Raw genomic sequence first — 23,126 nt, forward strand, 5'->3', positions numbered from 1 at the left:
CCGAATAATTGAGCCCTGACATGACGCCGTCCACACCTGCACCCCGCCTCGACTACCGCCGCCTCGTGTTCGCCACGGCGCTGTGCTGCCTGATGTTCGAGCTGGTGCTCTCGCGCCTCGTGGACTTCCACCTCGGGGCCGACAACGCCTACCTCGCGCTGCCGATCGCGTTCCTCGGGCTCGCGCTGGGCAGCCTCTACGTCCACTTCCGACCGGCCACGCTCGAGAAGTTCAACATCCAGCGCGAGCTGATGGTGCTGGCGATCTTGTGCGTCGGCGGGCTGCTGTTCGCGTTCGTGTTGTTCAGCTGGATCATGCCCGTCACCTCGTCGGTGGTGATCGCCAAGCAGCTCGACTACCTGGCCAAGAAGACCGCGGTGTTCGTGATCATCATGGTCCTGCCCTTCTTCAGCTTTGGGCGGATCCTGACCTCCATGTACCAGCTGCGACGCGACGAGATCGGATCGATCTACGCGGCCGATCTGCTGGGCGCGGCGCTGGCCTGCGCGCTGACGCCCGTCGCGTTTCACTTTGGCGGGCTACCCACGGTCGTGGTCGTGCTGATCGTGCTCTCGTTCGCGCCGCTGCTGCTGGCCAGCACCGCGTCGCGCTCGCGGGTCATCGTCGGTGTCGTCGCGCTGGTCGTCGCGCTGGGGTCCGAGCGGCTGATCGACTACGCTGATCGCACCGTGTCCTACGAGCAGTGGGGCGCGGCGGGCACCTACGAGGAGCTCGATCGAGCCTGGAACGAGCACTCGCGGGTCGCGGTGGTCAAGCGGGTCTCGGGCTCTGGCGGCTCCACGTCCCACGCGATCATTCACAACAACTCGCGCAGCAACGTGCACGTGTGGGGCTACCGGGATCGTGTGCGCGAGGCCAATGTCCTGCAGGGCATGGAGGCCGCGTGGGCGCTGGGCCGCGAGCCCAAGAACATCCTCGTGATGTTCGCCGGCACCGGCGCAGAGATGATCCGGTTCGACGAGCTGGCCCACCACGAGGCCAACATCACGGGCGTCGAGCTCAACGGGCTGGTCAAGAAGTTCGGCCGCGAGAGCGAGCACATCAGCAGCTATCGGATCGCCGAGTTCCTGGACAAGCCCAACATCGAGTTGGTGATCGACGAGGGCCGGCACTTCCTCACCACCCGGCCCGAGGGCACCAAGTACGACCTGATCTACCTCGGCTCCAACGCGGCGACCACAGCGGTCACCGGCCACACCACCAAGTACCTGGACACGGTCGAGGCGTACCACACCTACCTCGACTTGCTCGCGCCTGGCGGGATCATGGTGTTCGACCACCAGCCCCTGCACGATCGCATCTACAACATGCGCGAGGTGTTCGCGCAGCGCGGCATCGAGAACTTCGAAGATCGCCTCATCATCATCGACGACAAGACCCGCAGCGACGACGACTTGGTGCTGTCACCCGACGGCTTCACGCCCGAGGAGGTCGAGCGGGTCGTCGCGGTCGCCAAGGGTGAGGGCCGCAACAAGCGAAAATACGCTCGGCGGATCCGCTACCTCCACCAAAAGCGGCTGCGCGACAAGAAGTACCGCGACACGATCGAAGGCGAGATGGGCCAGACCTTCGTCGACGATCGGCCCTTCATGAAGGACCTCGACCTCGAGTCGTATGAGCTGACCCCGCCCGAGGGCAAGGCCAAGACGATCGGGTGGTACGTCACCTGGATCAAGATCACCACGGTCGTGGTGCTGTCCGGCATCGCGCTGCTGTTCATCGGCGTGGCCGCGCTCAAGCGCGACGCCCGAGCGCCGATCCCCGTGCTCTTGTATCTCTTGGTCACCGGGTTTTGCTTCATGCTCTGCGAGGTCGCGATCATGGCCAAGCTCGAGCTGTTCTTGACCCAGCCGCTGCTGAGCATGGCCGCGGTGCTGTCGCTGTTCCTGCTCACCAGCGGGGTCGGCAGCGCGATCTATCCACGGCTCACCAAGCTCCACGACACCCGCGCGCTGGCCGGCCTGGCCGTGCTCGCCGTCGTGTTCGTGATGCTCACGCTCGACTGGATGGTCGGCAACCTGCTGCATTTGCCGGTCGCCCTCAAGCTCGTGCTGGCGACGCTGGCCACCGCGCCGCTCGGGATCGTGCTCGGCTTGTTCTACCCGCACGTGGTCTCGTGCCTGGTCGACCAGGATCGGGCCCAGACGGTGTCGATCAGCTACGGGCTGAGCACGCTGTCGAGCGTGGTGGGGTCGGCCTACGCGCTCGCGGCGATGATCAACATTGGGTTCAACGCGCTGCTGCAGCAGGCCGCGGTTGGCTACGGCGTGCTGCTGGTCGGCGCGCTGGTGTATCAGGTCGCGGGCGGCAAGTGGCTGTCGCGGGCCCGCGCCTGAGCGACGCCATCCGACTCGGCTGCTCCCTCACCCGCGTGATTCGGCGTGCAAGCCGACCACGAGCACGGGCGCGAGGTCGACACCGTCGACACCCAAGCACCGACACCACGCGTCGTCGTCAAAGTCGAGCTGTGGCGACGCCTCGAGTCCCAGCGACCGCGCCAGGATGTTGATGCGATGCGCCATGATCCCGGCGTCGAGCAGGCTGTAGACGTACCCACGGGCCTCATACTTGGCGCACAGTCGCGCAACCGCGCTGACGATCACGATCACGGCGCACGTCTCCGCCCCCGCTCGCTCCACGGGCGCGAGCAGGGCGCGGAGCCCAGCGGGGTCGTCATGCCGAAGCACGTCGAGCGTATCGAGCGCTGTGTCGTAGTGGTAGACGCCCGACGCGAGGCCGTCGATCGCCGTCACGATCACGTATGGTTCGGCCGAGCCCAGGTTCCCGGCCGACGCCGTATTGCGATAGAAGTGGTGACCACCCTCCGCCGCCGGGCGCACCCGGCCCCCGAAGCTCAGCGTCAACAGCTGGGCGAGGCGCTGGGCCTGCGGGGATGACGGGGATGACGAATCGCTGACAGACGACGCCGATTCGTGCGAGTCCGCGGCGGCGACCCGACGGGGCACCAGCCGCGCGTGGCGGAGCTGGTCGGAGACGTCCCGGCTCAAGTGCACCTGAATGGCGGAGGGTTGCTCGAGATGCCACGGCTTGAGCAGCGCGCTGCGATGAAAGCACAGCGCGCGATTCTCACGGTGTCCGCTGGCGAGCGTGACGGTGAACGGTGGGAGCTCCTCACCGCAGGTGGGACAATTGGGCAACTGCAGGACGTGGGCCCGAAGCGAGGTGGCGCCGGTCACCGGATCCCAACATTCGATGTGCTCGAGGGCCGGGGATTGGAAGACCCCCGTGATGTACGCGATGACATGTTGGACCGCGCGACCGAACAACGCGCGACACCACAGGTCGCGTTCGTGCTGATCGAGGTCGCCCGCGACAGGCCGAGGAGACGGGGCCCCCTGCTGCTGCAGCCGCACACAAGTGACGCAGGCGGAGTGCCCGAACACGGTCAGCGGCCCGATGCTCCACGCATGCGGGTCCACGAACAATGTGGTCGAGCGACGCAGCCGGGCTGCGCAGCGCTCTTGCGCGTCGACGTCACCGATCACCACATAGAGGGCGACCTCGAGCGCGTCGACTTCGCTCTCCATCTCGAGATCCAGTTCGACGCAGCCGCCGAGCCCGATCGGTTGCAGCAACGACGCCATCACGGCGCGGTGCTCGGCGGCCCCCACGACGGCGACGCGCGCCGACCCGAGCGCGCGCTGGGCCCCGAACCGGCTCGCGTGCCTGCCCGTCAGTCGCAGATAGCGACTAAGAAACGCCATCTGGGGACCGTGCGCGTCACTGAGCGCCGTGCGGTCGTGCTCGGTTCCAGCGTCGCAACCTTCCTCGAGCATGCCGTGCATGTACAACAAGCTGAGGACGTCACGCAGATCGACCATCGCGACCGTGGGCAGCGCCTCGGCGAGCGCCTCGATCGTGCGTGTGCCATCGAGCAGCGGGAAGATCGTGCGCACCATCCAACCCAGCGAGCCACCGTTCAAGGTCTTGGGCTCAGCGCCGACCAGGTGCAGGCCGCCGTCCGCGAGCACCACTGGGTATAGATCGGTGACCAGGCGCGGCTGAGTGGGCAACCGCAGCTCGGCGAACTGATCGGTGAGGGCGCTGAGCTTGGATGCAACATGTCCGTCGGTACCCATCGCGCAATTCTCCTTTCAGCTCGGGCGAGGTTTCTCGCCCGCTTGCGGACGCCATTCGTCGACTGGTTCAGTCCGGGAAGCCAACTCCTTTGCGACAAAGCGCTGGCCGAACCACCTGGCCGCGCGCTCGAAGCTGGCTCGTGGATCCTGGGGAGCGCAGCGTGGACACAGCCCGATCCGCGCAAACCGGCGCTGGCGAAGAATCCCGAATACGGCGTCCCCCTCCCAGTATTGGCCCATGCCGTCGGCTCGCGGCGCATATCGACCGGAGCTCATGTTGATACATTGAATCGCGGTGAGCGCCGCGACCTGCTCGGTCAGGGCGCCGAGCTGGCCGGCGAACCACGGCTCGCTGGGCTCGGACTCGGCCGCGGCCTGAGTCGCCTGATGCGCGGGTTGATCGACGACGAGCGAACGTAGACGCCGCTGGAGGCACTCCCAGCAAGGCGTCGTGGGCGGGACGACCGTGGGCCCCACCCGAAATTGGTGCCCGCACAGCTCCGCCTGGATCCACGGGATGTTCCCAGACCAGCATCGCTCGTCGAGAATCTTCGCGACCGCGGGGCTCGGACGCTCGGTGACGAGCGCGACGAGCTGATGATCACCCAGGACCTGATCCAAGTCCGTGAGCGCGGCGCCAGGTTCATCTGTCGTCACCTCCAGACCCGGAGCGTCCCCGAGCAGGGCTGCGCATCGTCGCCCAACTTCGCCGCTGCCGAGCATCAATAATTTCGTGGGCGTGGTCATGCGAACGGGATGGGATCGCTGGTAATCATGGCTTCGAGACGCTGGCCATAGCCCAGCTGGCGCGGAGCGGCGTAGAGGCGTGGGTGTGCAAGGTACCGCACATCGTGGCAAAAGCTGATCGGCATCAAGTCGGGGACGATGACCTTCACGACGACGATACCGCACTGCCGGACCTCCGGGAGCGTGACGTCGACCACCAGGACCTCCATCCCAAGCGCGCTGAGGCGCCCGACGATCGTGTCGAGTGGGTCGTCCGAGACTGCCGGAGGGACGTCGTGGCGGACATTGGGATGATCCGTGGCGAAGCCAAATCGAGCGATCGCGTCACGGTCGATATAGAGGGCGCCGAACTCCTCCGGGGTGCGGTGCGGCTGCGACATGAAGCTGCTGCGCGTGATGGGAGCCTGGTTGGCCATCGCAATGCGCAGGCTCCCCGCCTCCTCGAGCACCCGGATCGCGGCGTCGATCCCCCGCGGCCGAGACGCGCCCATGGTGATGACGTGCGGCCTCGCGTGGTGATCGACCTGCACCACCCCGATGACCGGCACGTCGAGGTTGGTCGTGAGATCGAACAGGTGGGTCTCCAGACCGATCTCGCGCGCGCGCTCGAGCAGCGTGCTCAGCCGACTGTTGGCTTCGAGCTGCAGCTCGAGCCTGGGCATGGGCAGCTGATGAAGCCACCACAGCGCCAGACTGTCGCGCTCGATGACCTCGAGCAGACCGGACAACACCGCCTGATCGTAGGTCGAGCCGGCTGCGAAGCCGGTAGACATCGGCCATGTCACGTGCTCCGAGACGGGAATTGGCAGGCCCAAGTGCACCGCGGTGAGCGGCAGCCAGGTCGGCTCTCCCCGCGAGAGAGAGTAGCCGCGGATCCAGTAGTCCTCGCGCGAGGGATCGGGGAGCCTGACCTGCTCGCGGCCCAGCTGACGCTCCCGGTCGGAACACTGGGGGAACCGCGAGTGCTCACAGATCGCGCCGTCGAGCTCACCGGGTCGGGCCAGACGTACGCCCGCGAGCGGGTACATGACCGAGCAATAGCGTTCCAAGGCCTCACAGACCGCGCGCACGCGAGCCAAGGGCTCGTCGAGCGCGGTCCCGTAGCCCATGAGGGCGCCCAAGGTTGGGTCCGTCGCGGAATGTGAAGGGTGGAGCTCCGTCGGTCGTGCGACGCACGAGCTAAATCCATACATCTGGCCAGTGAAGCCGGGCGGGAACGTCAATGGGCCCACACCGGCCAATACCCCGCAGCGTTCGTCGATCAGTGGATCGATGCGCGCAAGCAGCGCTTGCAAATCGACTGAGGACACGCGTGTTTGTACCAAACATGCGAACAGATCACGAGGGTGCCGACCAGTTGGGCTCACCGAGCTCACCCTTGCGCGACCCACGATGTGCGATCTACCCTACCGCCGCTTCGATCATGTTGTCGTCAGATCATCAAGCCCAGAGCCTGGCCGCGCGCTGCTCGCTCGTGGGCAGCGACGATCCAGGCGTCAAGATGTTTCGGGCCGAGACCCACCGGGTCGTGACGCCGGCGCAAACCATGGAGCGCCTGCGTCCGATGCTCCCCGCAATGGGGATCACGCGGATTGGGAATGTGACGGGCCTGGACTGGATCGGCGTCCCCACGGTCGTCGTGTATCGCCCCAATGCCCGATCGCTCGCGGTCAGCCAGGGCAAGGGGCTGACGCTCGACGCCGCCCGCGTGTCTGGGGTGATGGAGTCCATTGAGGCCTTTCATGCCGAGCGCGTGATCCTGCCCATGCGGCTTGGAAGCGCCAACGACCTGTCCCACGCGCTGAACCTGGTCGACATCATGGCGATCCCGCGAACGTCGGCCATGCCCCTCAATCACCACATCCAGTTCTTGTGGGTCCAGGGCGTGGACATCGTGACGGGGGACAGCGCCTGGGTCCCACACGAGGCCGTGCACATCGACTCGACCCTCCAAGGTCGGATCAATCCCGGGATCTTCTGCTGCTCGACCAACGGTCTGGCCTCGGGCAATCACCTGCTAGAGGCGATCTCCTACGGGATCGCCGAGGTGATTGAGCGAGACTCGACGACGCTGTGGGGCCTGGCAACGCCGGCACGCCGCGACGCGACCCGCATTGATCTCGAGACCGTCGACGATCCTCGCTGCCGACGAGTCCTCGACAAATTTGCCGCCGCCGGGGTCGCCACGGCGGTCTGGGAGACGACCTCCGATCTCGGCGTCCCGGCGTTCACCTGCCTGATCGTCGAGCGTGACGAGGACGCGCTTCGCTCGCTGCATTCAGCGTCCGGCCAGGGTTGCCACTGCGCCCGAGAGATCGCGCTGCTCCGCGCGCTGACCGAGGCGGCCCAGACTCGGCTCACGGTGATCTCGGGCGTCCGAGACGATGTCATGCGCGGAGAGTACGATCGCCACCGGAACCCCGACCAGCTTCGCTATGTGCGGCAGTTGGTCCACGATCAACGGGCCGGAGAGCGGTCATTTCAAGCCGTGCCAACGTTCTCCGGGGAGACCTTCGCCGCGGATATCTCGTGGCAGCTCGAGCGCTTGCGATCGGTCGGGCTCGACCAGGTCGTCGTCTGTGACCTCAGCCAGGAGCGGTTTGGAATTCCCGTGGTCAAGGTGGTCATCCCCGGACTCGAAGGAAACCACGATTTCCCCAAGTACGAGCTGGGCAAGCGCGCCAGGGCGGTCGCAGCATGACGGTCGTCATCTTCACCGGGCCCAGCCTGTCAGCCGCCGACGCGCGCCAGCACCTCGACGCGGTCTACTTGCCCCCGGTGTCGCAGGGCGACGTCTACCGGGTCACGCTCAAGAGCCCCCGGGTCATCGGGATCATCGACGGGTTGTTCGAGCGGGTGCCGGCGGTGTGGCACAAAGAGATCCTGTACGCGATGAGCAAGGGCATTCACGTGTTTGGGGCGTCGAGCATGGGGGCGCTCCGCGCCGCCGAGCTCAGCGCGTTCGGCATGGTGGGTGTCGGGCGGATCTTCGAGGGCTTCAACACGGGCGAGTACGAAGACGATGACGAGGTCGCCGTCGTCCACGCGAGCGCCGACGACGACTTCCGGGTGATCTCCGACGCGATGGTCAACATCCGCGCCAGCTTGGCGGCCGCGGTCGACGCCCAGATCATCAGCCGGACGGCTCACGATGCCCTCGTCGAGATCGGCAAGGGGCTGTTCTATCCAGAGCGCACGTACGCCGCAGTCCTCAGCCAGGCGCGAGCCCAGGGGCTCGCGCACGACGAGCTCGTGGCCCTGTCCCAGTGGCTGCCTGACGGCAAGCGAAACCAAAAGCGGGACGACGCCGTCGCCATGCTCGAGGCCGTGCAGGTGTTCTTGGCTGGCGACCCCGAGCCCAAGACCGTCGACTACGAGTTCGAGGAGACCGAGTGGTGGTTGCGGGCCCAGCAAGCTGCCGGCGAGATCCGGCTAGAGGTCTCCTCGCAACAATCGCACGGAGACTCCGTCTCGTTCGATGAGCTCCTCGACGAGCTGCGACTCGAGGCGGCCACCGAGCGCGGGGCGCTGCGGGCGGCGATGCTGCGTCACTTGCTGCTCGTCGACGCGAATCGACGGGGCATCTCGCTCGAGCCCGAGCTGCTCGAGCCCGTCTCCGATCGGCTTCGACGCGAGCGCGGGTTGCTGACCCTGGACAGCCTCAAAGCCTGGTTTCGAGCGAACGAGCTCGACGAGCAAACCTACGGGCAACTGGTCCTGGAGGAGGCGGTGATCCAAGTGATGTCTGGGTCGCTGACCGAGGTGGCCCAGGCCCAGATCGCCAATGAGTTGAGGATCTCCGGGGACTACGCGCGACTGCGCGACCGGGCCCGCGACAAGAAGCAGGTCCTGCAGGGGCTCGGCCTCGTCAACCCAGGCCTGGTGGAGGCCGACATCGACGAGATGCAGCTGCTTCGCTGGCACCTCGGCGAGGGGGCCGAGCTCGACTGGAAGGCCGCGCTGCAAGCCACGGGGTTCGAAGATCTCGACGCGTTTCGTCGGGCCTTGCTGCGTGAGTACTGCTACCGGCGAGCCTCGGGCTCCGCCCTGGGTGTCACACAGACGCCTTGAACGAGTCGCGGACCTTGGGCCGACCGAAGACGACGAACACGAGGGTCGAGAACATGATGAAGAAGCCGCTCGCGCCGACCAGAGAGATGAGAAACACCAGCGCGAGTTGCTGTTGCTCGGGATCGGGCGCGTCGAGCTGAGCGATGAACATCGGCACGAGGAAGACGCCGCTCACGACCGCTCCAATCACGGCATAGATGAGCGTTGCGAGGGCACAGGCACGGGTGAGGCCCAGACCGCGAGCGTCGCCACGAAGCAGGCGAACTCCACCCACGATGAACCCGACGCCAAGCACCATGCCCGCGAGGTTTCCGCCCGTCGTCCACGCCTCGACCAGCGGTTGGTCGTGGTGGAGCTGCATGACCTCATTCGCCTGTAGGCTGGGCAGCAGGGACGGCACGATCATGTTGAGTGCCTCGAACGTGGCGCCGAGTGTCTGCATCAGCCCGACGACCACGATTGCCCACAGCAGGACGACGAGCGCCCGGGGGCGGGCTTGCGGAGAAACGTCGGGCATGGAGGCGCTCGTTGGCGCTTGGCCACCCACAGCTTAGGGCGGGGGCAACGGGGGGGCAACTCACGCGAGCGGACCGATCCACACGCTGCGTGAGTTGCGCAGCCCGAATCTTAGTGTCTCACGACCGGATTTGGGTGTAGTCCGACACGAAATGTCATGATAGGGTTGGTGGCACATCCACTGGGATCGCAAACAACAATGAGCATTGAAGTCAAACGGTTTCTGGAACTCGGCCTCAAAGACCTCGACGAGGGAAGCGTCAACATTGACGCTGGTCTCAAGCGGCTGGACGTCACCATCACCAAAGCTGGATTCGGAGAGAAGACCTCGCTCACCAGCGTTCCGGTCAGCTCTCTGTGCACGAGCGCTTGTTTCTCGACGATCAGCAGCATGACCAAGGCTGCGATCAGCGAGAAGACCCTCAGCAAGGAAGATCTGGTGTCTCTGGTCGCGCTGCATGAAAAGGCGGTCAGCGTCCTCGGCCAAGAAGGCGTGGTCAAGATGACAGCTGAGCACGCGAAGGCAGCACCAAAGGACTTCCTTCGCGATATCGGAAAAGTGAAAGGCTAGACAGCCTTTTTCGTATCTCAGAACACCTAAACGGCATAACTGGTATCAATCGCGGCCATTCGTTTGGCTGTGAGGTCTGGTATGTCGACGAGCGTCGTTGTCCAAAGCGGTGGAGGAAACACCACCACGATGGCGCGCACGCGCTCGTGGTCATCCCGTGCGAGGGCCAAGGCCAGCTCGCACAATAGTGTGACTGACGGGCTCTGACTCCACATGTGCCGTACCGTCGGCTCGGCGCTGTGGAGCAGCGCCGCCGCGGCGAGTGGTTGCTCGGCCTCGATGTAGCCCAGCACCGCTCGTGAAGCTGCGTCCAACGCAGTGTCGAAGCCACCCTGGCAAAGACTGGCCGCGGTGACCTCCTCGAACAATTTGGCTGCCTGGTCGAACGCGCCGAGCTGCGCGAGCGTTCCCCCGAGTCGCAACCGGGTGAACAGCAGGCGGGTCGGATCGCTCAGCGTCTCGAGCAGCTGCACACCCGCTCGTTGATGGGGAAGTGCCTCGGCGAGCTGGCCCTGCGTGAACCAGGGAGCCGCTCGCCAGATGTGCGCGGTCGCGAGGCATTGCCTGGGCACGATGGCGACGGGTTTTGTGATGATCGCGTCGAGGTACCGGACGTGCTCGTCACGTCGACTCATGCGCAGCGCCGTGCACAGGGCCGCGTCGAGCAGCAGCCACGCGTGCTGCTGGCTCGACCGCTCGGCCTGCTCGAGATCGTGTTGAACGTCAGCACCCAAGCGCTCGAGCCCCTCGGCGTCGTCGTTGGTGTGCATCGTCGCCATCCACACCCGACGCGCACGCTGGCGATGGGGGCTGGGGCCCACCCGATAGGCTGCCTCGGCGGCCTGGGCCGCGAGGTCGAGCTCACGAAGCTGCAGGGTCGCCATCGCGAGGTGAACCAGGATCTCTGGGTCGGCGCCGTGGCTCGGCTCCCTCGAGATCGCCGTGGCGAGATGATGGACGCCGGTCGTGAGCGCGCCTGCTCGGCACATGTCGAGCCCGACTCGGGCGTGGTCCGTCAAAGTCGAAGGGTCGGGGGTCCGCGGCGCGGCGGGTCCACCGGGCAGCCGCAGGTGATGGAGCCCCGCCCGCTCGTGAAGCTGACGGACCAGCTGCACCCAACGCCGACCCGGGACACTGTCGCCCTGGGTGAGATCGGCGTCGGCCACCAGCACCAACACCGCGGCGCCGCGACACCGACGAAGGACGATCGTCGAGAGCGCCGCGAGGCACTCGGGGCTCGCCGCCGCGACGTCGCGGACCACGATGATCGTGGGCTCGGTCGAAGCGCTCAGCAGGAACGCTGCGATCACGTCGTACACGCCCTGCGGATCGGGGAGCATCGGGCACTCGGGGTCCGACCAGGGCTGGCGAGCGTCCGCGAGCTGGCGGTCGAGGCGGTCGGCGCCATCGCTGGAGTAGCCCCGTGCGAGTCGACGCCACAGGGCGAACGGCTGAGGCCCGTCGGGCTCATCGCGCGGGGCGACGACCCACCTCGCGCCGAGCTTGCTCGCCTGCGCGCGCCACTCGACGAGCGTCGAGTCGACGTCGCCATCGACCGCGACCGCGGTAGGGCGGCCACTCGCCAGACCCTCGACGACCTCAGCCCAGATCGCGTTGGGGCGATCGGTGTCGAGCGCCACCGGGAGCGTCGGCCGTGCCGGGAGCGCATGGACGACGCTCGCCAGCGTTGCGATCGCAACCTCCGCGCCGATGCCCAGCCCGAGGCGATTGTTGAGGGTGTGGATCAGGTTCCACAGCACCACCTGCATGGGCACGTCGAGGCGGCCCTGGCTGTCCAGCGCGCGCAGGGCTGCAACCTCGTCGCGCACAGACTCGAGCCACTGGGCCGTGGCGACATCTCCACGCCGGTCCACGTCCGCCGAGTGAGCCGCCCGGCTCCACAGCCCACCGTCGGCGCGCTCGAGCCACGCGCGGGCGAGCTCGACCTGAGCGGGGTCCGGCGACGCGGGAGCCCACTCGTCCATGCCGCGCGCGAGCAGGGCGCTCCAGTGGGCGGCGTACGCCAGGCTGCAGCGCCTGCGCGCGGCTCGATCGAGGCCGGCGCGTCGCAGCAGCACATCGAGGGCGCCGAGTCCGATCAGCGCACGGCGCTGGGGATCGGCCGCCGTCGCCTCGATGCACGACAGCGCGAATTGACTCGACGCAAAGAATTGGCGCTCGGCGATCTCGAGCCCCGCTGCGCCGCCATGCTTGTGAAGCTCGCGCTCGTACGCTGCCCGCTCGATCCTGCCGATGCTCGGTGTGTCGCGCGCGCGGACCCGCAACCAGTCGTGGAGCGCGTCGAGCCGCGTCGGATCGGTCACGCGGAGGCGATAACGGATGTGGTGGCCGCCCTCGAAGTAGCGAAGGAAGAAGAACCGATCCACCGACGCATCGCCCAGCAGCTCACGCGAGGTCGTCGCCACGAAATCGGTCAAGATGGTGTCGGCGTCGGCGGGGTCTTCGTGGAACAACTGCAGGTATAGCCAAGGGTCCGTCATGAGCCGTTCCAGTCGAGCTGAACGAGGAGCTCCGCGCAGTGGCGCTGACCATCGATGTCGATGTGGCTCTGCGCTGGCGTCGGGAGCAGCTCGGTGATCGACAACCAGCTGTCGTCGCGGAGCTCACCGAGCAACCTTCGAAGGTTGCTGAGCACCAGGGGGTTGCGCCAGTCGAGGTATTGCTGGCTTCGCGAGATATCCAGCGGGTAATTACCGCGGCTCAGTCGACGGCCGAAGCCACGCTGGGGAATGCCCTCACTGCGCCGCCATCGTTCGAGTCGGACAAAGTACTGCGAGTAGGGTTCGCGCGGCTCCTTCGAGGGAATCTCGCTGACCGGGATCGCCCACCGCGCGCGCTCGAGGACCAGGCGACCTACCTGCAGGCGTGGACGGAATCGACGCAGGCTGACACCGCCGAGCAGATCCGTGGCGTCCAGCGTGGCGTAGATCGCAGCACGCTCGGCGATCGTCTCTTCGCCGATGCGTGGCGACAGCGCCCGAATGACGAGCAAGGGATCGGGCAGCAGCTGGTCGCGGACAAACCCAAGGTGTACAGGCTCGATGTCCTTGCCCAACCGGGGCGCGTGGAGCCGCAGCTGCTGACGGCTCGAGTCGAAGCTCAGCTCGAGCTCGCCAAGTGAGAGCAGGTCGCCGCCGGGGGGTCGGCAGACCTCCAGCGGGACGTCCAGGGCGTAGCGGGTCAGGCGAGGGTGGAGCTGGAAGTTGAGCCCCATCCCCACGTGGACCGCGACCGGGACCGGCTCCGCGGCGTCGAACCATGCTCGCGCCGTGGGCAGCAGGTCTCGCTCGAACTGAGGGTCGGCCAAGTAGCGAGACAAGTACTTGTCGCGCCCGCTCTGGACCCCGTTGAGCACGATGCGCTCGACCGCCCCGTCCGTCGCGCCGTCGCGGGTGGCGAGCTGAACGAAGGCCATGATCGAGCAGGGCTGCTGCGCACCGGGGAGCCCCTCGAGCAGCGCCGCGTCGAGCTCGATCGGCTCCTTCGCCGTGCTCTCGAGCGCGCGGGTGAGCTCGACGTGGTGTTGCCAGGGTATGGGCGCGTCGACCCGACGCAGACCCTCGAGCAGCGCGCCGTCGGCCATGACCATTGCGATGAACCCAGGGACATCGTCACATTGACCATCCGCACCGAAGCGCTCGCAGAACGCCTGGGCAACCGACCGATGCTGGATGTTCGTGGCGCTGGCGCTGGCCAGCGCGGCGGCCGGTCGAAGCTCGTTCGTGAGCTCCTCGACCGACAAGGGCAGATCGGAGGCACGCAGCCCATGCACCGAGTAATCTTCGAACAGACACCCGCGCAGCTGCGTCACGCCCACCGCCTCGGCGACTTGTTCTTGCAGCTCGGCGCGCTCGGTGATCGACGCTTTCGCGTAGCGCTCGAGGTCGGTCGAGACGGCCCGCAGCCGCGCGGAGCAGGTCCGGTCGCCGAGCGCCTCGAGCTCGGCAGCCATGCTCGCCAGCCCCGACGCGGTCGGCCGCACGGCAGGATACAGCCGCTCGATCACCCCCGCTGCGACGAGGGCGTCGAGCGCCTCGCTCCAGACTTCGGCGCTCAGCTGCGCGGACGCGAGCGCTGCGATCGCCTGGGCCGCGGTCGTCCCCTCGACAGCGTCCATCAGCTGGGCGATCTGCAGGCTCAGCTCGAGCCGGCCCCACTCGGTCGAGGGTGCTCCGTCGGCGCCGATCCCCGCGAGTTGACGGGCGAACAACAGATGCGGCCGGGGCTCGGCGACCATCGTGCGCAGCGGCGTGACGCGCAGCGACAACCCAGCGCGAGCCTGCGGATCGAGGGTCGGAAACAGGCGCTCGCCCAGCAGCGCAGCGTTGAGCTGCGGGATCCCCACCCACGTGGGCGACGGGCTCTCGGGCGCCTCGCTGTCGATATCCGACCGAAACACGGCGACCCCCGCGAAGCTGCTGAACGGGGTGGTCCGCAGGGTCGCGCGCAGCAGATAGCGGGCGATCGTCGCCTCGCGAATCACCCGCGACGCGGGGTGGTGATCGCTGTCGGCGAGCTCATGGAGCTGGCGAGCCACGTCGAAGTGGTCTCGACTGGACAACAGCACCCCGCCGAGCAGCCGCGGGTGATCCAGGCGTGCGCACAGGCGCTTGGAGATGTCTCGTCGCTCACGCTCGACGGTGTCGACCAGGCGGCGCTCGACGGCGCGCCGTTGCGCCTCTTGGGCGTGAATCGAGGCCAGTCGCTCGCGGAGATCCGGCGGCCACGCATGGTCGAGATCGGCGCGGCGCAGCGGCTTGGCGTTGAACAGGCGACGCTTGAGGGTGAGCGCGCGCCTGCGCAGGTGCTCGTCGTCGCACTCGCCGACGAGCGCGTGCAGCAGCTCGATCGCCGTGTCGCGCTGCGGGGCGATCGCGTCAGTGAGGACGTCGAGCTCCCCCAGCGTGGCGGCGCTCTCGCACAGCTCGAGCCCATCGAGGATCGACAGCGGCAGCCCAGCGATGCGAACCCCCAACAGCGGGCGTGGCTCCCAGCGCCGACTCATCCGGGCTCTTCGAGTGCGGAGGCGCCCGCACCAACGGCGAACGCCAGCGCGGTCGTGTACTCGTAGCCGTCGAGCTGCAGTAGCTCGTTGGCGCGGGCCAGGGCAAACCCCCCCGTCGCCGAGTATTGCAGGCCCAGCTGCGCCGCTTGAAGGTACAGACTGTCGATCACCCACCCCACCGACATCATCGCGCCCCGATAACCGCGGTCCGCATGCATGCGAAGCCAGCGAGCCAGGGGGGTGACGACAAACACCAGCGCAGCGGCGTCGCCCTGATCGTGCTGCAGCAGCACCTCGGCGCGGAGCTGTTCCCGCGCGACGCCCTCGACGAGCACGAGCTGGTGGCCAGCGTGGTCGTAGCGGTAGACGGCCGGCTCGAGCGGGGGCACATCGAGGGCCACGACAAATAGCTGAGCTCGCAGTCGTGCATCGGGGCACAACGGGCCAGCGTCGACGATCTCCGCGTTGCGCAGCAGGAGCGAGAGCTGCGACAGCGGCAGCGAGCCGCTGTCTCGGAGCGAGGTGCTGCGTCGACTCGCGATCACGCTGCGCAGATCACAGGCAGGATCGGCGTCCACGGGCAGCGGAAGCGGGATCGCTGGCGCGAGCTCGCCAGGTCGATCCGTGGGGGCCGAAGGCTCGGCGTGCTCGTGCCGCGAGCGACCGGCCAGAATCAGGTCACGCACCATCGCGAGCGGCCCGCCGCTCGTCGTCGTCAGGCCAGGGTGCTGGTCGGACTCCACGCGGCCAGCATATCGCCGCGAGGCGCTCGTCAGCAAATCAAGCTAACGGCGCCCCGCACCTCTGCTAAACCCGGCCTCTAAACCCAGCTCTAAAGCCAGCTGCAGGTCTTGGCCAGGTGCGCGGCGATGTCCGTGGACTCGTACATGACCTGATCCCCGATCACCAACGCGGGCGCCTGCGGCTTGCCGCCGACCCGCACCAGCTGCTCACGCGCCTGTGGATCCTGGCTGACGTTGCGCACCGCCAAGCTCGACTCGATGTGGAGGTTGCTGCGCGCGTACATGGCCCAGCGACTGAACAAGCAGCGGTCCTTGATGTACAGCTCAGCGCCCGCAGGCAGCCCTTGCGGCGCGACGAATTCGGGCAGCTCGCTCGGCCAGCTCGCGTCGATCTTCTCGCACTCGGCGACCAGCGCCTCCATGTCGCGCTCGCCGGACGGACCCACCGACTGCGTGTAGCGGACCGTCCCGCCCGCGTTGATGAGCACGGTCGCGCGATCGGTGATGCCCTTGTCAGCCAGGTACACCCCCATTGACGTGGCGATCTCACCCTTGGGGTGAAAGTCGGAGATCAGCGGAAACGAGACACCGCCCATTTGCTCGGCCCAGGCCGCGTGACAATAAACTGTATCAATTGAGACCCCAATGGCGAGGGTGTGGGCGGCGCGAAGTCGGTCAGCCAACGCTTCCAGCGCTGGTACTTCCGTGCTTCACGTGGGGGTGAAGTCGAGCGGGTAGAACAATAGCGCCAAATGGCGTTTACCCCGCATCGCCGCGAGGTTCTGCTCACGACCCAGGTGGTCGATCCGCGTGAAGGTGGGCGCTTGAGCTCCGACTGCGATCATGCGGCCTACATAGCACAAGCAGCGATGCGCGCCCGATCCAGCGCGCGGCAGATTTTGATTCGATCGCGTCGGCGGGCCGCGCCAGGCGCCCACCCAGAACATCAGGTTCAAAACGGCCAGACCAGCGGCGCCAGCGTGCAGGTGACCACCCACATCAGCAGGTTCATCGGCACGCCCATCTTCAAGAAGTCCGACAGCTTGTAGCCGCCGGGCCCGTAGACCATCAGGTTGGTCTGATACCCGAGCGGGGTGGCGAAGCTCGACGACGCCGCGATCATCACCGCGATCACGAACGGCATATGGTTGACACCCAGCTGCGCCGCCGTCGACATGGCGATCGGAAACACGATCACGGCGGCCGCGTTGTTGGTCACCAGCTCCGACAAGCTGGTGGTCGCGGCGTAGATCACGATCAGCGCCAGCAGCGGGTTGGTGCCCGCGTACCCGAGCCCGAGCTCCGCGATCGCCTGCGCCGCGCCCGTGCTCTCGAGCGCGCTGCCCAGCCCGAACGATGCGCCGATCGCCAGCAGCAGCGGCCAGTCCATGCTGCGGCGCGCGGTCTCTTCCGAGCAACAGCGCGTCAGCAGCATCGTCGCCGCCGCGACCAACGCCGCCTGCAACATCGTCAGCAAGCCCGTAGTCGCGAGCGCGACCATGCCCGCGAGGATCATCAACGAGATCGGCGCCTGCGCGTTGGTCGGCGGCCCGGCGCCGTCGAGCCGACTGACCAGGTAAAAGTCCCGTGAGTTGCGTTGTTGCTCGACGAACGACGGCAGCGCCTCGATCAACAAGGTGTCCCCTGCGCGCAGCTCGATGTCACCGATGCGCCCGGGCATCCGCTCACCGTTGCGCGACACCGCGATCACCACCGCGTCGTACTTGTTGCGAAACCGGCCCTCGCGGATCGTCTGCCCGATCAGCGGGCAGCTCCACGAGACCACGGCCTCGGCGAAGCAGCGCTCGGCCCGGTGCGAGTCGAGCTTGAACACCTGCCGCGTCGCGGGCCCGACCCCCGGGATCCGCTGCAGATCCATGACCGAGTCCAACACCCCGACGAACACCAGCTGATCGTTGGCCTCGAGCTGCTCGCTCGGGTTGACGATCGGCACGATGTTGTTGCCGCGATGGATCTCCATCAGGTACAGCCCCGGCAGGTGCCGGAGGCCGGCCGCCTCGACGGTCTTGCCGACCAGCGGACCCCCGGCCACGACGGTCATCTCGACCGTGTACTCGCGTGGATCGTCGGGCACGCCCAGCTCGCTGTCGCGGTCGGGCAGCAGCCACCGGGCCGCGATCAACAAGAAGCTGACGCCAACCAGCGCGCAGGGCAGCCCGACCCAGGTGATGTCGAACATGCCCAGACCCGGCATGCCTTGCGCGACCAGCAACCCGTTGACGACGATGTTGGTGCTGGTCCCGATCAGCGTGCACAGGCCGCCCAAGATCGCGATGTAGCTGAGCGGCAACAGCAGCTTCGAGACCGGGATCCGCGTGGTCTTGCACCAATCCATGACGACCGGCATCAGCATCGCGACGACCGGCGTGTTGTTGACGAACGCGCTGCCGACCACGACCGGCGGCACCAGCCGCAGCTGCGCCCGCGTGGCCGAGCGCGGCCGACCGAGCGCGCGCTGAACCAGGTACGCCAGCGCCCCGGTCTGGCGCAGGCCCGCGGCGACCACGAACAAGATCGCCACCGTGATCAGCCCGGGGTTGGCAAACCCCGAGAAGCCCGCCGTTGGCTCGACGACCCCGGTGACCAGCAACACCGCGAGCCCACCCAGCAAGATCAGATACGGAGGATGACGCCCGACCGCGAGCAGCACGAACACGGCGGCGACGACGGCGATCGCGATCCAGGCCTGCGCGATCACGGGCGAGCCTCGCAGGTGGCCACGCCCAGCGGCCAGGAGTGGTCGGCGCAGCGCTCACGCACGCCGGGTAGATAGCCGCAGCGCGCTCGCGCACGCAAGGGGTCAGCCCTCCGGGTCCGTGTACATCGACACCCCGCGAACGTCCTCGCGCAGCTGCAGGGGCTGCCGCAGCGAGGGCAAGACCCGCTGCTCGCAGTCCCGCCGCTCGCACAGCCGACACGTCACCCCGACCGCGAGCATCCCTTCTTCATCTTGGAGGTCGACCCCATCGGCGTAGACCAGCTCCGGCGCGCGGTCGATCGGACACCCCAGCCCGACCGCCAAGGTGGCCCGTGGCGCGCCATACCCCCCGCGTCCGTGAGCGACCGTGCGCGCGACGCAGAAGAACTTGTTGGGATCGCCGGCCGGCATGATCGAGGTCTGCACGCGGATCAGCCCGGGCGTCTGAAACGCTCGAAACACGTTCCAGCGCGGGCACGCCCCCGAGAACCGCGCGAACTGAATCCCCGAGCCCGAGAACCGCTTGGAGATGTTGCCGGCGATGTCGACCCGCAACATGTGAAACGGCACCCCCTCGGCGCCCGCTCGGCGCAGCGTCGTGAGCCGATGACAGACCTGCTCGAAGCTGGTCCCGAACCGATTCGCCAGCAGCTCGATGTCGTAGCGCTGCGTCACCGCCGTCTGATGAAAGCTGGCGTAGGGCATCAGCACCGCCCCGGCGAAGTAGTTGGCCAGGACCAGGCGCGCGAGCGTGCGCGAGTTGGTGCTGGTCAGGATCGGGTCGTCCTCGCTGAGCTGCTCGAGCAGGTCGTGGTGGCAGATCAAGGCGATCTGGGTCGCGAGCTGAAAGTTGCGACTCGACGGCGGCAGGGCCTCGGACAGGTTGATCCGCCGCAAGTCTCGGTCGTAACGCCGGACGATCCGCTGCTCGTCGATCGACAGCAGCACGCCGATCCCCTGGCGCTCGAGCCACTCGGCCATGCCCGCGAACCGAGCCCCACGCTTGAGCTTGGCGGCGACCCACAGCTGCTCGGCGCGCTGCTCGAGCTCGCCAAAGTAGTTCATGTGATGCTGAATGTACTCGTTGACCTCCTCGGACGGCAGCACCTCGCCGCGCAGGTTCATGGCTCCCTCCGCGTGTCCCTCTTGGGTCGCGTAGCTGACCTCCGCCAGCTCGACCAGGGACTCGCGCGCGCGCTGAAACTGCTCGTAGAGCGTGAGCACGGCGCGAGCGATCGCGGGCGAGCTGTTGGCGAGCTCGCGGACCTCCGCCGAGTTCAGCCCGTGCTCCTCGAACACCGGATCCGCGAACGCCTCGAGCATGTGCGCGGCGAGCCGCTGATCCTCGTCGGCCGCGAACTCGCTCAGCTCCAGCGAGAACTCCTGGGCGAGCTTGATCAACAACGTCGCCGTCAGCGGGCGCTGGTTGTGCTCGATGAGGTTGAGGTAGCTCGCCGAGATGCCCATCCGCCTCGCCAGCTCGGCCTGGGTCATCCTTCGTGCGCGACGCTTGGAGCGAACTTTCGAGCCCAGGTTGGTCGTGGTCACCACCGACCCAGGCTACCGCGAGTTGGCTCGGGTCCGGGCCCGCAAATTTACAAGCATTACAAGTTCACAAGGTTGTCGTGACTTGGATTTACAGCGCTAACTAGTTGAAACTCCGTGCCTTATTGAAAATTCTAGCGTGGCTCATATGCTGTGTAAACCATGTCGGATGTCACCAGCGAGAGCCTCGAGATCGCCGAGGGCGCCGGTTCCGCGGTCCTCGGTAGCGCCCAAATCCTCACGTCAGCGGCGCTCACGCTCGTCGCTCAGCTCTGCGCAAAGTTCACGGACTCGATCGACAGCCTGCTCGCCCGTCGGCGGGACACGCAGGCCCGGTTCGACGCGGGCGAGCTCCCGCGGTTCCTGCCCGAGACCGAGTCGGTCCGACGCGGCGACTGGCGGATCGCTCCGACACCCGCTGACTTGCAGCGGCGCATCATCGAGATCACCGGCCCCGTCGAACCCAAGATGATCATCAACGCGCTCAACTCGGGCGCCGACCTGTTCATGGCCGACTTCGAGGACTCGTGCGCGCCGACGTGGGCCAACGTGATCGGTGGTCAGGTGGCGCTGCGGGCCGCGGTCCGACGCGAGCTCGAGCACCGCGACGCCGACACGGGCAAGCACTATCGGCTGCACCCGCAGGCCGCCAAGCTCGCAACCTTGCTGGTCCGCCCTCGCGGTCTGCACTTGCCCGAGGCCCACCTGCGCTGGCGCGGCCGCCCGGCTCCGGCGGCGCTCGTCGACTTTGGCCTGTTCATGGCCCACAACGCCCACGAGCTGACCCGGCGCGGCACCGGCCCGTACTTCTATCTGCCCAAGCTGCAGAGCCACCTCGAGGCCCGACTGTGGAATGAGGTGTTTGTCGCCACGCAACAATTGCTCGATCTCCCGCGCGGCACGATCCGCGCGACCGTGCTGATCGAGACCCTGCCCGCCGCGTTCGAGATGGACGAGATCCTCTACGAGCTGCGCGAGCACGCGGCGGGGCTCAACTGCGGGCGCTGGGACTACATCTTCTCGTACATCAAGACCTTCCGCGCCGACCCCAGCCGGATCGTGCCGGACCGGGCCGAGGTCGGGATGCTGCAGCCGTTCATGCGGGCGTACTCGCAGCTGCTGATCAAGACCTGTCACCGCCGGGGCGCCCACGCGATGGGTGGCATGGCCGCGCAGATCCCCCGCAAGGACGACCCGGAGGCCAATCGCCGCGCGCTCGACAAGGTCGCGCAGGACAAGCGCCGCGAGGCCGCCGATGGCCACGACGGCACCTGGGTGGCCCACCCTGGCCTGATCGAGACGGCACGTCGTGCATTCGCGGCGGTCAGCTCAGCGCCCAACCAACTCACGCGCCTGCGTGACGACGTCGACGTGAGCGAAGCGCAGCTGCTCGCGACCCCAACCGGCGCGCGCACGGAGGCTGGCCTGCGGCTCAACGTGCGCGTGGGCCTGCAGTACCTCGAGGCCTGGCTCCGCGGCCACGGCTGCGTGCCGCTCTATCACCTGATGGAGGACGCAGCCACGGCCGAGATCTCGCGCGCGCAGCTGTGGCAGTGGCGACACCACGCCGTCGTGCTCGACGACGGACAGCGCGTCGACGAGGCGCTGCTGCGGGCGGTCGTCGCTGACGAGCTGACCACGATCCGCGCCGAGATCGGTGACGCGCGGTTCGACGCCGGCCGGTTCGACCTCGCTCGTGACCTCTTGCTCGAGCTGGTCCTCGCCGACGAGCTCGCCGAATTCTCGACCCTCTACGCCTATCCCCACCTGCGCTGAACGAAAGCCGAAGCATGAACACCCAAGATCAATTTTCCAGTTCGAGCCGATTCGTCGGCGTCACCCGCCCCTACACCCCCGCTGACGTCGAGCGCCTGCGCCCGTCCGTGGTCGTCGAGCACACGCTCGCCCGCGTCGGCGCCGAGCACCTGTGGCAGCTGCTCAACCAGCGTGACTACGTCAACGCGCTCGGGGCCCTGACCGGCAACCAAGCGGTGCAGCAGGTTCGCGCCGGGCTCGAGGCGATCTATCTGTCGGGCTGGCAGGTCGCCGCCGACGCCAACTTGGCCGGTCAGATGTACCCCGACCAGAGCCTGTACCCCGCCGACTCCGTACCCGCCGTGGTCAAGCGCATCAACAACGCGCTGCAGCGCGCGGACCAGGTCGAGCGCAGCGAGAGCGGCACCACCACCCGCCGCTGGCTCGCGCCGATCGTCGCCGACGCCGAGGCCGGGTTCGGCGGCCCGCTCAACGCGTTCGAGCTGATGAAGAACATGATCGAGGCCGGGGCCGCGGGCGTGCACTTCGAGGACCAGCTCGCGTCCGAGAAGAAGTGCGGACACCTCGGCGGCAAGGTCTTGGTCCCGACCGGTCAGTTCGTGCGCACGCTCGTCGCGGCCCGGCTCGCGGCCGACGTCTGCGACGTGCCGACCGTGTTGATCGCCCGCACCGATGCCAACAGCGCCAAGCTGCTCACCTCCGATGTCGACGAGCGCGACCGGCCCTTCATCCTTGGCAGCGAGCGGACCCCCGACGGCTTCTTTCGGGTCAAGGACGGGATCGAGGCCGCGATCGCCCGCGGGCTCGCCTACGCGCCCTACGCCGATCTGCTGTGGTGCGAGACCTCGACCCCCAGCCTCGACGAGGCCCGCCGGTTCGCCGAGGCGATCCACGCCGAGTACCCGGGCAAGCTGCTGGCCTACAACTGCTCGCCCAGCTTCAACTGGAAGCGCAAGCTCGACGACGCGACGATCGCCGTATTTCAGCGCGAGCTCGGTGCCATGGGCTACAAGTTTCAGTTCGTCACGCTCGCAGGCTTTCACGCGCTGAATCACTCGATGTTCGAGCTGGCCCGCGGATACAAGGCCTCGGGCATGAGCGCGTATGCGCAGCTGCAGGCCGAGGAATTTGCGGCCGAGGCGAACGGCTACACCGCCGTTCGGCACCAGCGCGAGGTTGGCACCGGGTACTTCGACCGGGTCACGCAGGTGATCAGCGGCGGCCAGGCGTCGACGCTGGCGATGCAGGGCAGCACCGAGGTCGCGCAGTTCGACGCGGCCTGAGTCGTTGC

General features: G+C 67.4%; 17 protein-coding genes and 1 pseudogene. 6 read left to right on the forward strand and 12 right to left on the reverse strand.

Features of this window, described 5'->3' with window-relative positions:
* Positions 1-20 precede the first annotated feature (20 nt).
* Positions 21-2,357, forward strand: coding sequence for a hypothetical protein (locus tag ENSA7_RS09695; RefSeq protein ID WP_146157522.1), 2,337 nt, complete (start codon positions 21-23; stop codon positions 2,355-2,357).
* A gap of 27 nt (positions 2,358-2,384) precedes the next feature.
* Here ENSA7_RS09695 and ENSA7_RS09700 read toward each other — a convergent pair whose 3' ends face one another.
* The 3 genes from ENSA7_RS09700 to ENSA7_RS09710 are packed head-to-tail and all read right to left on the reverse strand — an operon-like array spanning position 2,385 to position 5,989.
* Positions 2,385-4,121 carry a SagB family peptide dehydrogenase gene (locus ENSA7_RS09700; RefSeq protein ID WP_106088942.1) on the reverse strand — a complete coding sequence of 579 codons (1,737 nt, stop codon included), beginning with the start codon at positions 4,119-4,121 and terminating at the stop codon, positions 2,385-2,387.
* A 15-nt stretch (positions 4,122-4,136) separates the two neighbouring features.
* Positions 4,137-4,868, reverse strand: coding sequence for a TOMM precursor leader peptide-binding protein (locus ENSA7_RS09705; protein ID WP_106088943.1), 732 nt, complete (start codon positions 4,866-4,868; stop codon positions 4,137-4,139).
* Complete coding sequence (locus ENSA7_RS09710) at positions 4,865-5,989, reverse strand: YcaO-like family protein (RefSeq protein WP_181233553.1); 1,125 nt, start codon at positions 5,987-5,989, stop codon at positions 4,865-4,867. Before ENSA7_RS09710 ends, ENSA7_RS09705 begins: the two co-directional genes overlap by 4 nt.
* Positions 5,990-6,291: 302 nt before the next feature.
* Here ENSA7_RS09710 and ENSA7_RS09715 point away from each other — a divergent pair, with 302 nt between their 5' ends.
* Positions 6,292-7,569 carry a YcaO-like family protein gene (locus ENSA7_RS09715; protein ID WP_244923763.1) on the forward strand — a complete coding sequence of 426 codons (1,278 nt, stop codon included), beginning with the start codon at positions 6,292-6,294 and terminating at the stop codon, positions 7,567-7,569.
* On the forward strand, positions 7,566-8,939 hold the full coding sequence (locus tag ENSA7_RS09720; RefSeq protein WP_106088945.1) for a TfuA-like protein: 1,374 nt from the start codon (positions 7,566-7,568) through the stop codon (positions 8,937-8,939). Before ENSA7_RS09715 ends, ENSA7_RS09720 begins: the two co-directional genes overlap by 4 nt.
* Here the strand turns inward: ENSA7_RS09720 and ENSA7_RS09725 are convergent.
* On the reverse strand, positions 8,923-9,456 hold the full coding sequence (locus ENSA7_RS09725) for a hypothetical protein (RefSeq protein WP_106088946.1): 534 nt from the start codon (positions 9,454-9,456) through the stop codon (positions 8,923-8,925). The genes ENSA7_RS09720 and ENSA7_RS09725 overlap by 17 nt on opposite strands.
* Positions 9,457-9,654: 198 nt before the next feature.
* Between ENSA7_RS09725 and ENSA7_RS09730 the strand changes: the two genes are divergently transcribed.
* Positions 9,655-10,026 carry a hypothetical protein gene (locus ENSA7_RS09730; protein ID WP_106088947.1) on the forward strand — a complete coding sequence of 124 codons (372 nt, stop codon included), beginning with the start codon at positions 9,655-9,657 and terminating at the stop codon, positions 10,024-10,026.
* A 26-nt stretch (positions 10,027-10,052) separates the two neighbouring features.
* On the opposite strand, the gene ENSA7_RS09735 is transcribed toward ENSA7_RS09730, so the two are convergent.
* From ENSA7_RS09735 to ENSA7_RS09760, 8 genes and pseudogenes are all read right to left on the reverse strand, one after another.
* Complete coding sequence (locus ENSA7_RS09735) at positions 10,053-12,527, reverse strand: thiopeptide-type bacteriocin biosynthesis protein (RefSeq protein ID WP_106088948.1); 2,475 nt, start codon at positions 12,525-12,527, stop codon at positions 10,053-10,055.
* Positions 12,524-15,052, reverse strand: coding sequence for a lantibiotic dehydratase (locus ENSA7_RS09740; protein WP_106088949.1), 2,529 nt, complete (start codon positions 15,050-15,052; stop codon positions 12,524-12,526). The genes ENSA7_RS09735 and ENSA7_RS09740 overlap by 4 nt, the downstream gene beginning before the upstream one ends.
* Positions 15,049-15,795, reverse strand: coding sequence for a nitroreductase family protein (locus ENSA7_RS09745; RefSeq protein WP_106088950.1), 747 nt, complete (start codon positions 15,793-15,795; stop codon positions 15,049-15,051). The genes ENSA7_RS09740 and ENSA7_RS09745 overlap by 4 nt, the downstream gene beginning before the upstream one ends.
* Positions 15,796-15,884: 89 nt before the next feature.
* On the reverse strand, positions 15,885-16,217 hold the full coding sequence (locus ENSA7_RS45740) for a glutaredoxin family protein (RefSeq protein WP_280523992.1): 333 nt from the start codon (positions 16,215-16,217) through the stop codon (positions 15,885-15,887).
* Between the two features lie 3 nt (positions 16,218-16,220).
* Positions 16,221-16,490: pseudogene (locus tag ENSA7_RS45745) on the reverse strand (redoxin domain-containing protein); the annotation flags it as partial.
* 15 nt (positions 16,491-16,505) lie between these two features.
* Entirely contained in the window at positions 16,506-16,640 is a 135-nt protein-coding gene (locus tag ENSA7_RS42175; protein ID WP_146157524.1) for a thioredoxin domain-containing protein, read from the reverse strand.
* Positions 16,641-16,747: 107 nt separating this feature from the next.
* On the reverse strand, positions 16,748-18,514 hold the full coding sequence (locus ENSA7_RS09755; protein WP_106088952.1) for an SLC13 family permease: 1,767 nt from the start codon (positions 18,512-18,514) through the stop codon (positions 16,748-16,750).
* A gap of 102 nt (positions 18,515-18,616) precedes the next feature.
* Entirely contained in the window at positions 18,617-20,062 is a 1,446-nt protein-coding gene (locus tag ENSA7_RS09760) for a helix-turn-helix domain-containing protein (protein ID WP_280523989.1), read from the reverse strand.
* A gap of 159 nt (positions 20,063-20,221) precedes the next feature.
* Here ENSA7_RS09760 and aceB point away from each other — a divergent pair, with 159 nt between their 5' ends.
* The gene (gene aceB / locus ENSA7_RS09765) at positions 20,222-21,835 is read left to right on the forward strand and encodes a malate synthase A (RefSeq protein WP_106088954.1); all 1,614 of its coding nucleotides are present in this window, start codon (positions 20,222-20,224) and stop codon (positions 21,833-21,835) included.
* Positions 21,836-21,849: 14 nt separating this feature from the next.
* Positions 21,850-23,118 (forward strand): isocitrate lyase, encoded by a 1,269-nt coding sequence (gene aceA / locus ENSA7_RS09770; protein ID WP_106088955.1) that lies wholly within the window; start codon positions 21,850-21,852, stop codon positions 23,116-23,118.
* Positions 23,119-23,126: the final 8 nt, after the last annotated feature.

Source organism: Enhygromyxa salina, from assembly GCF_002994635.1.
In the GTDB taxonomy this organism is placed as follows: Bacteria; Myxococcota_A; Polyangia; order Nannocystales; family Nannocystaceae; genus Plesiocystis; species Plesiocystis salina_B.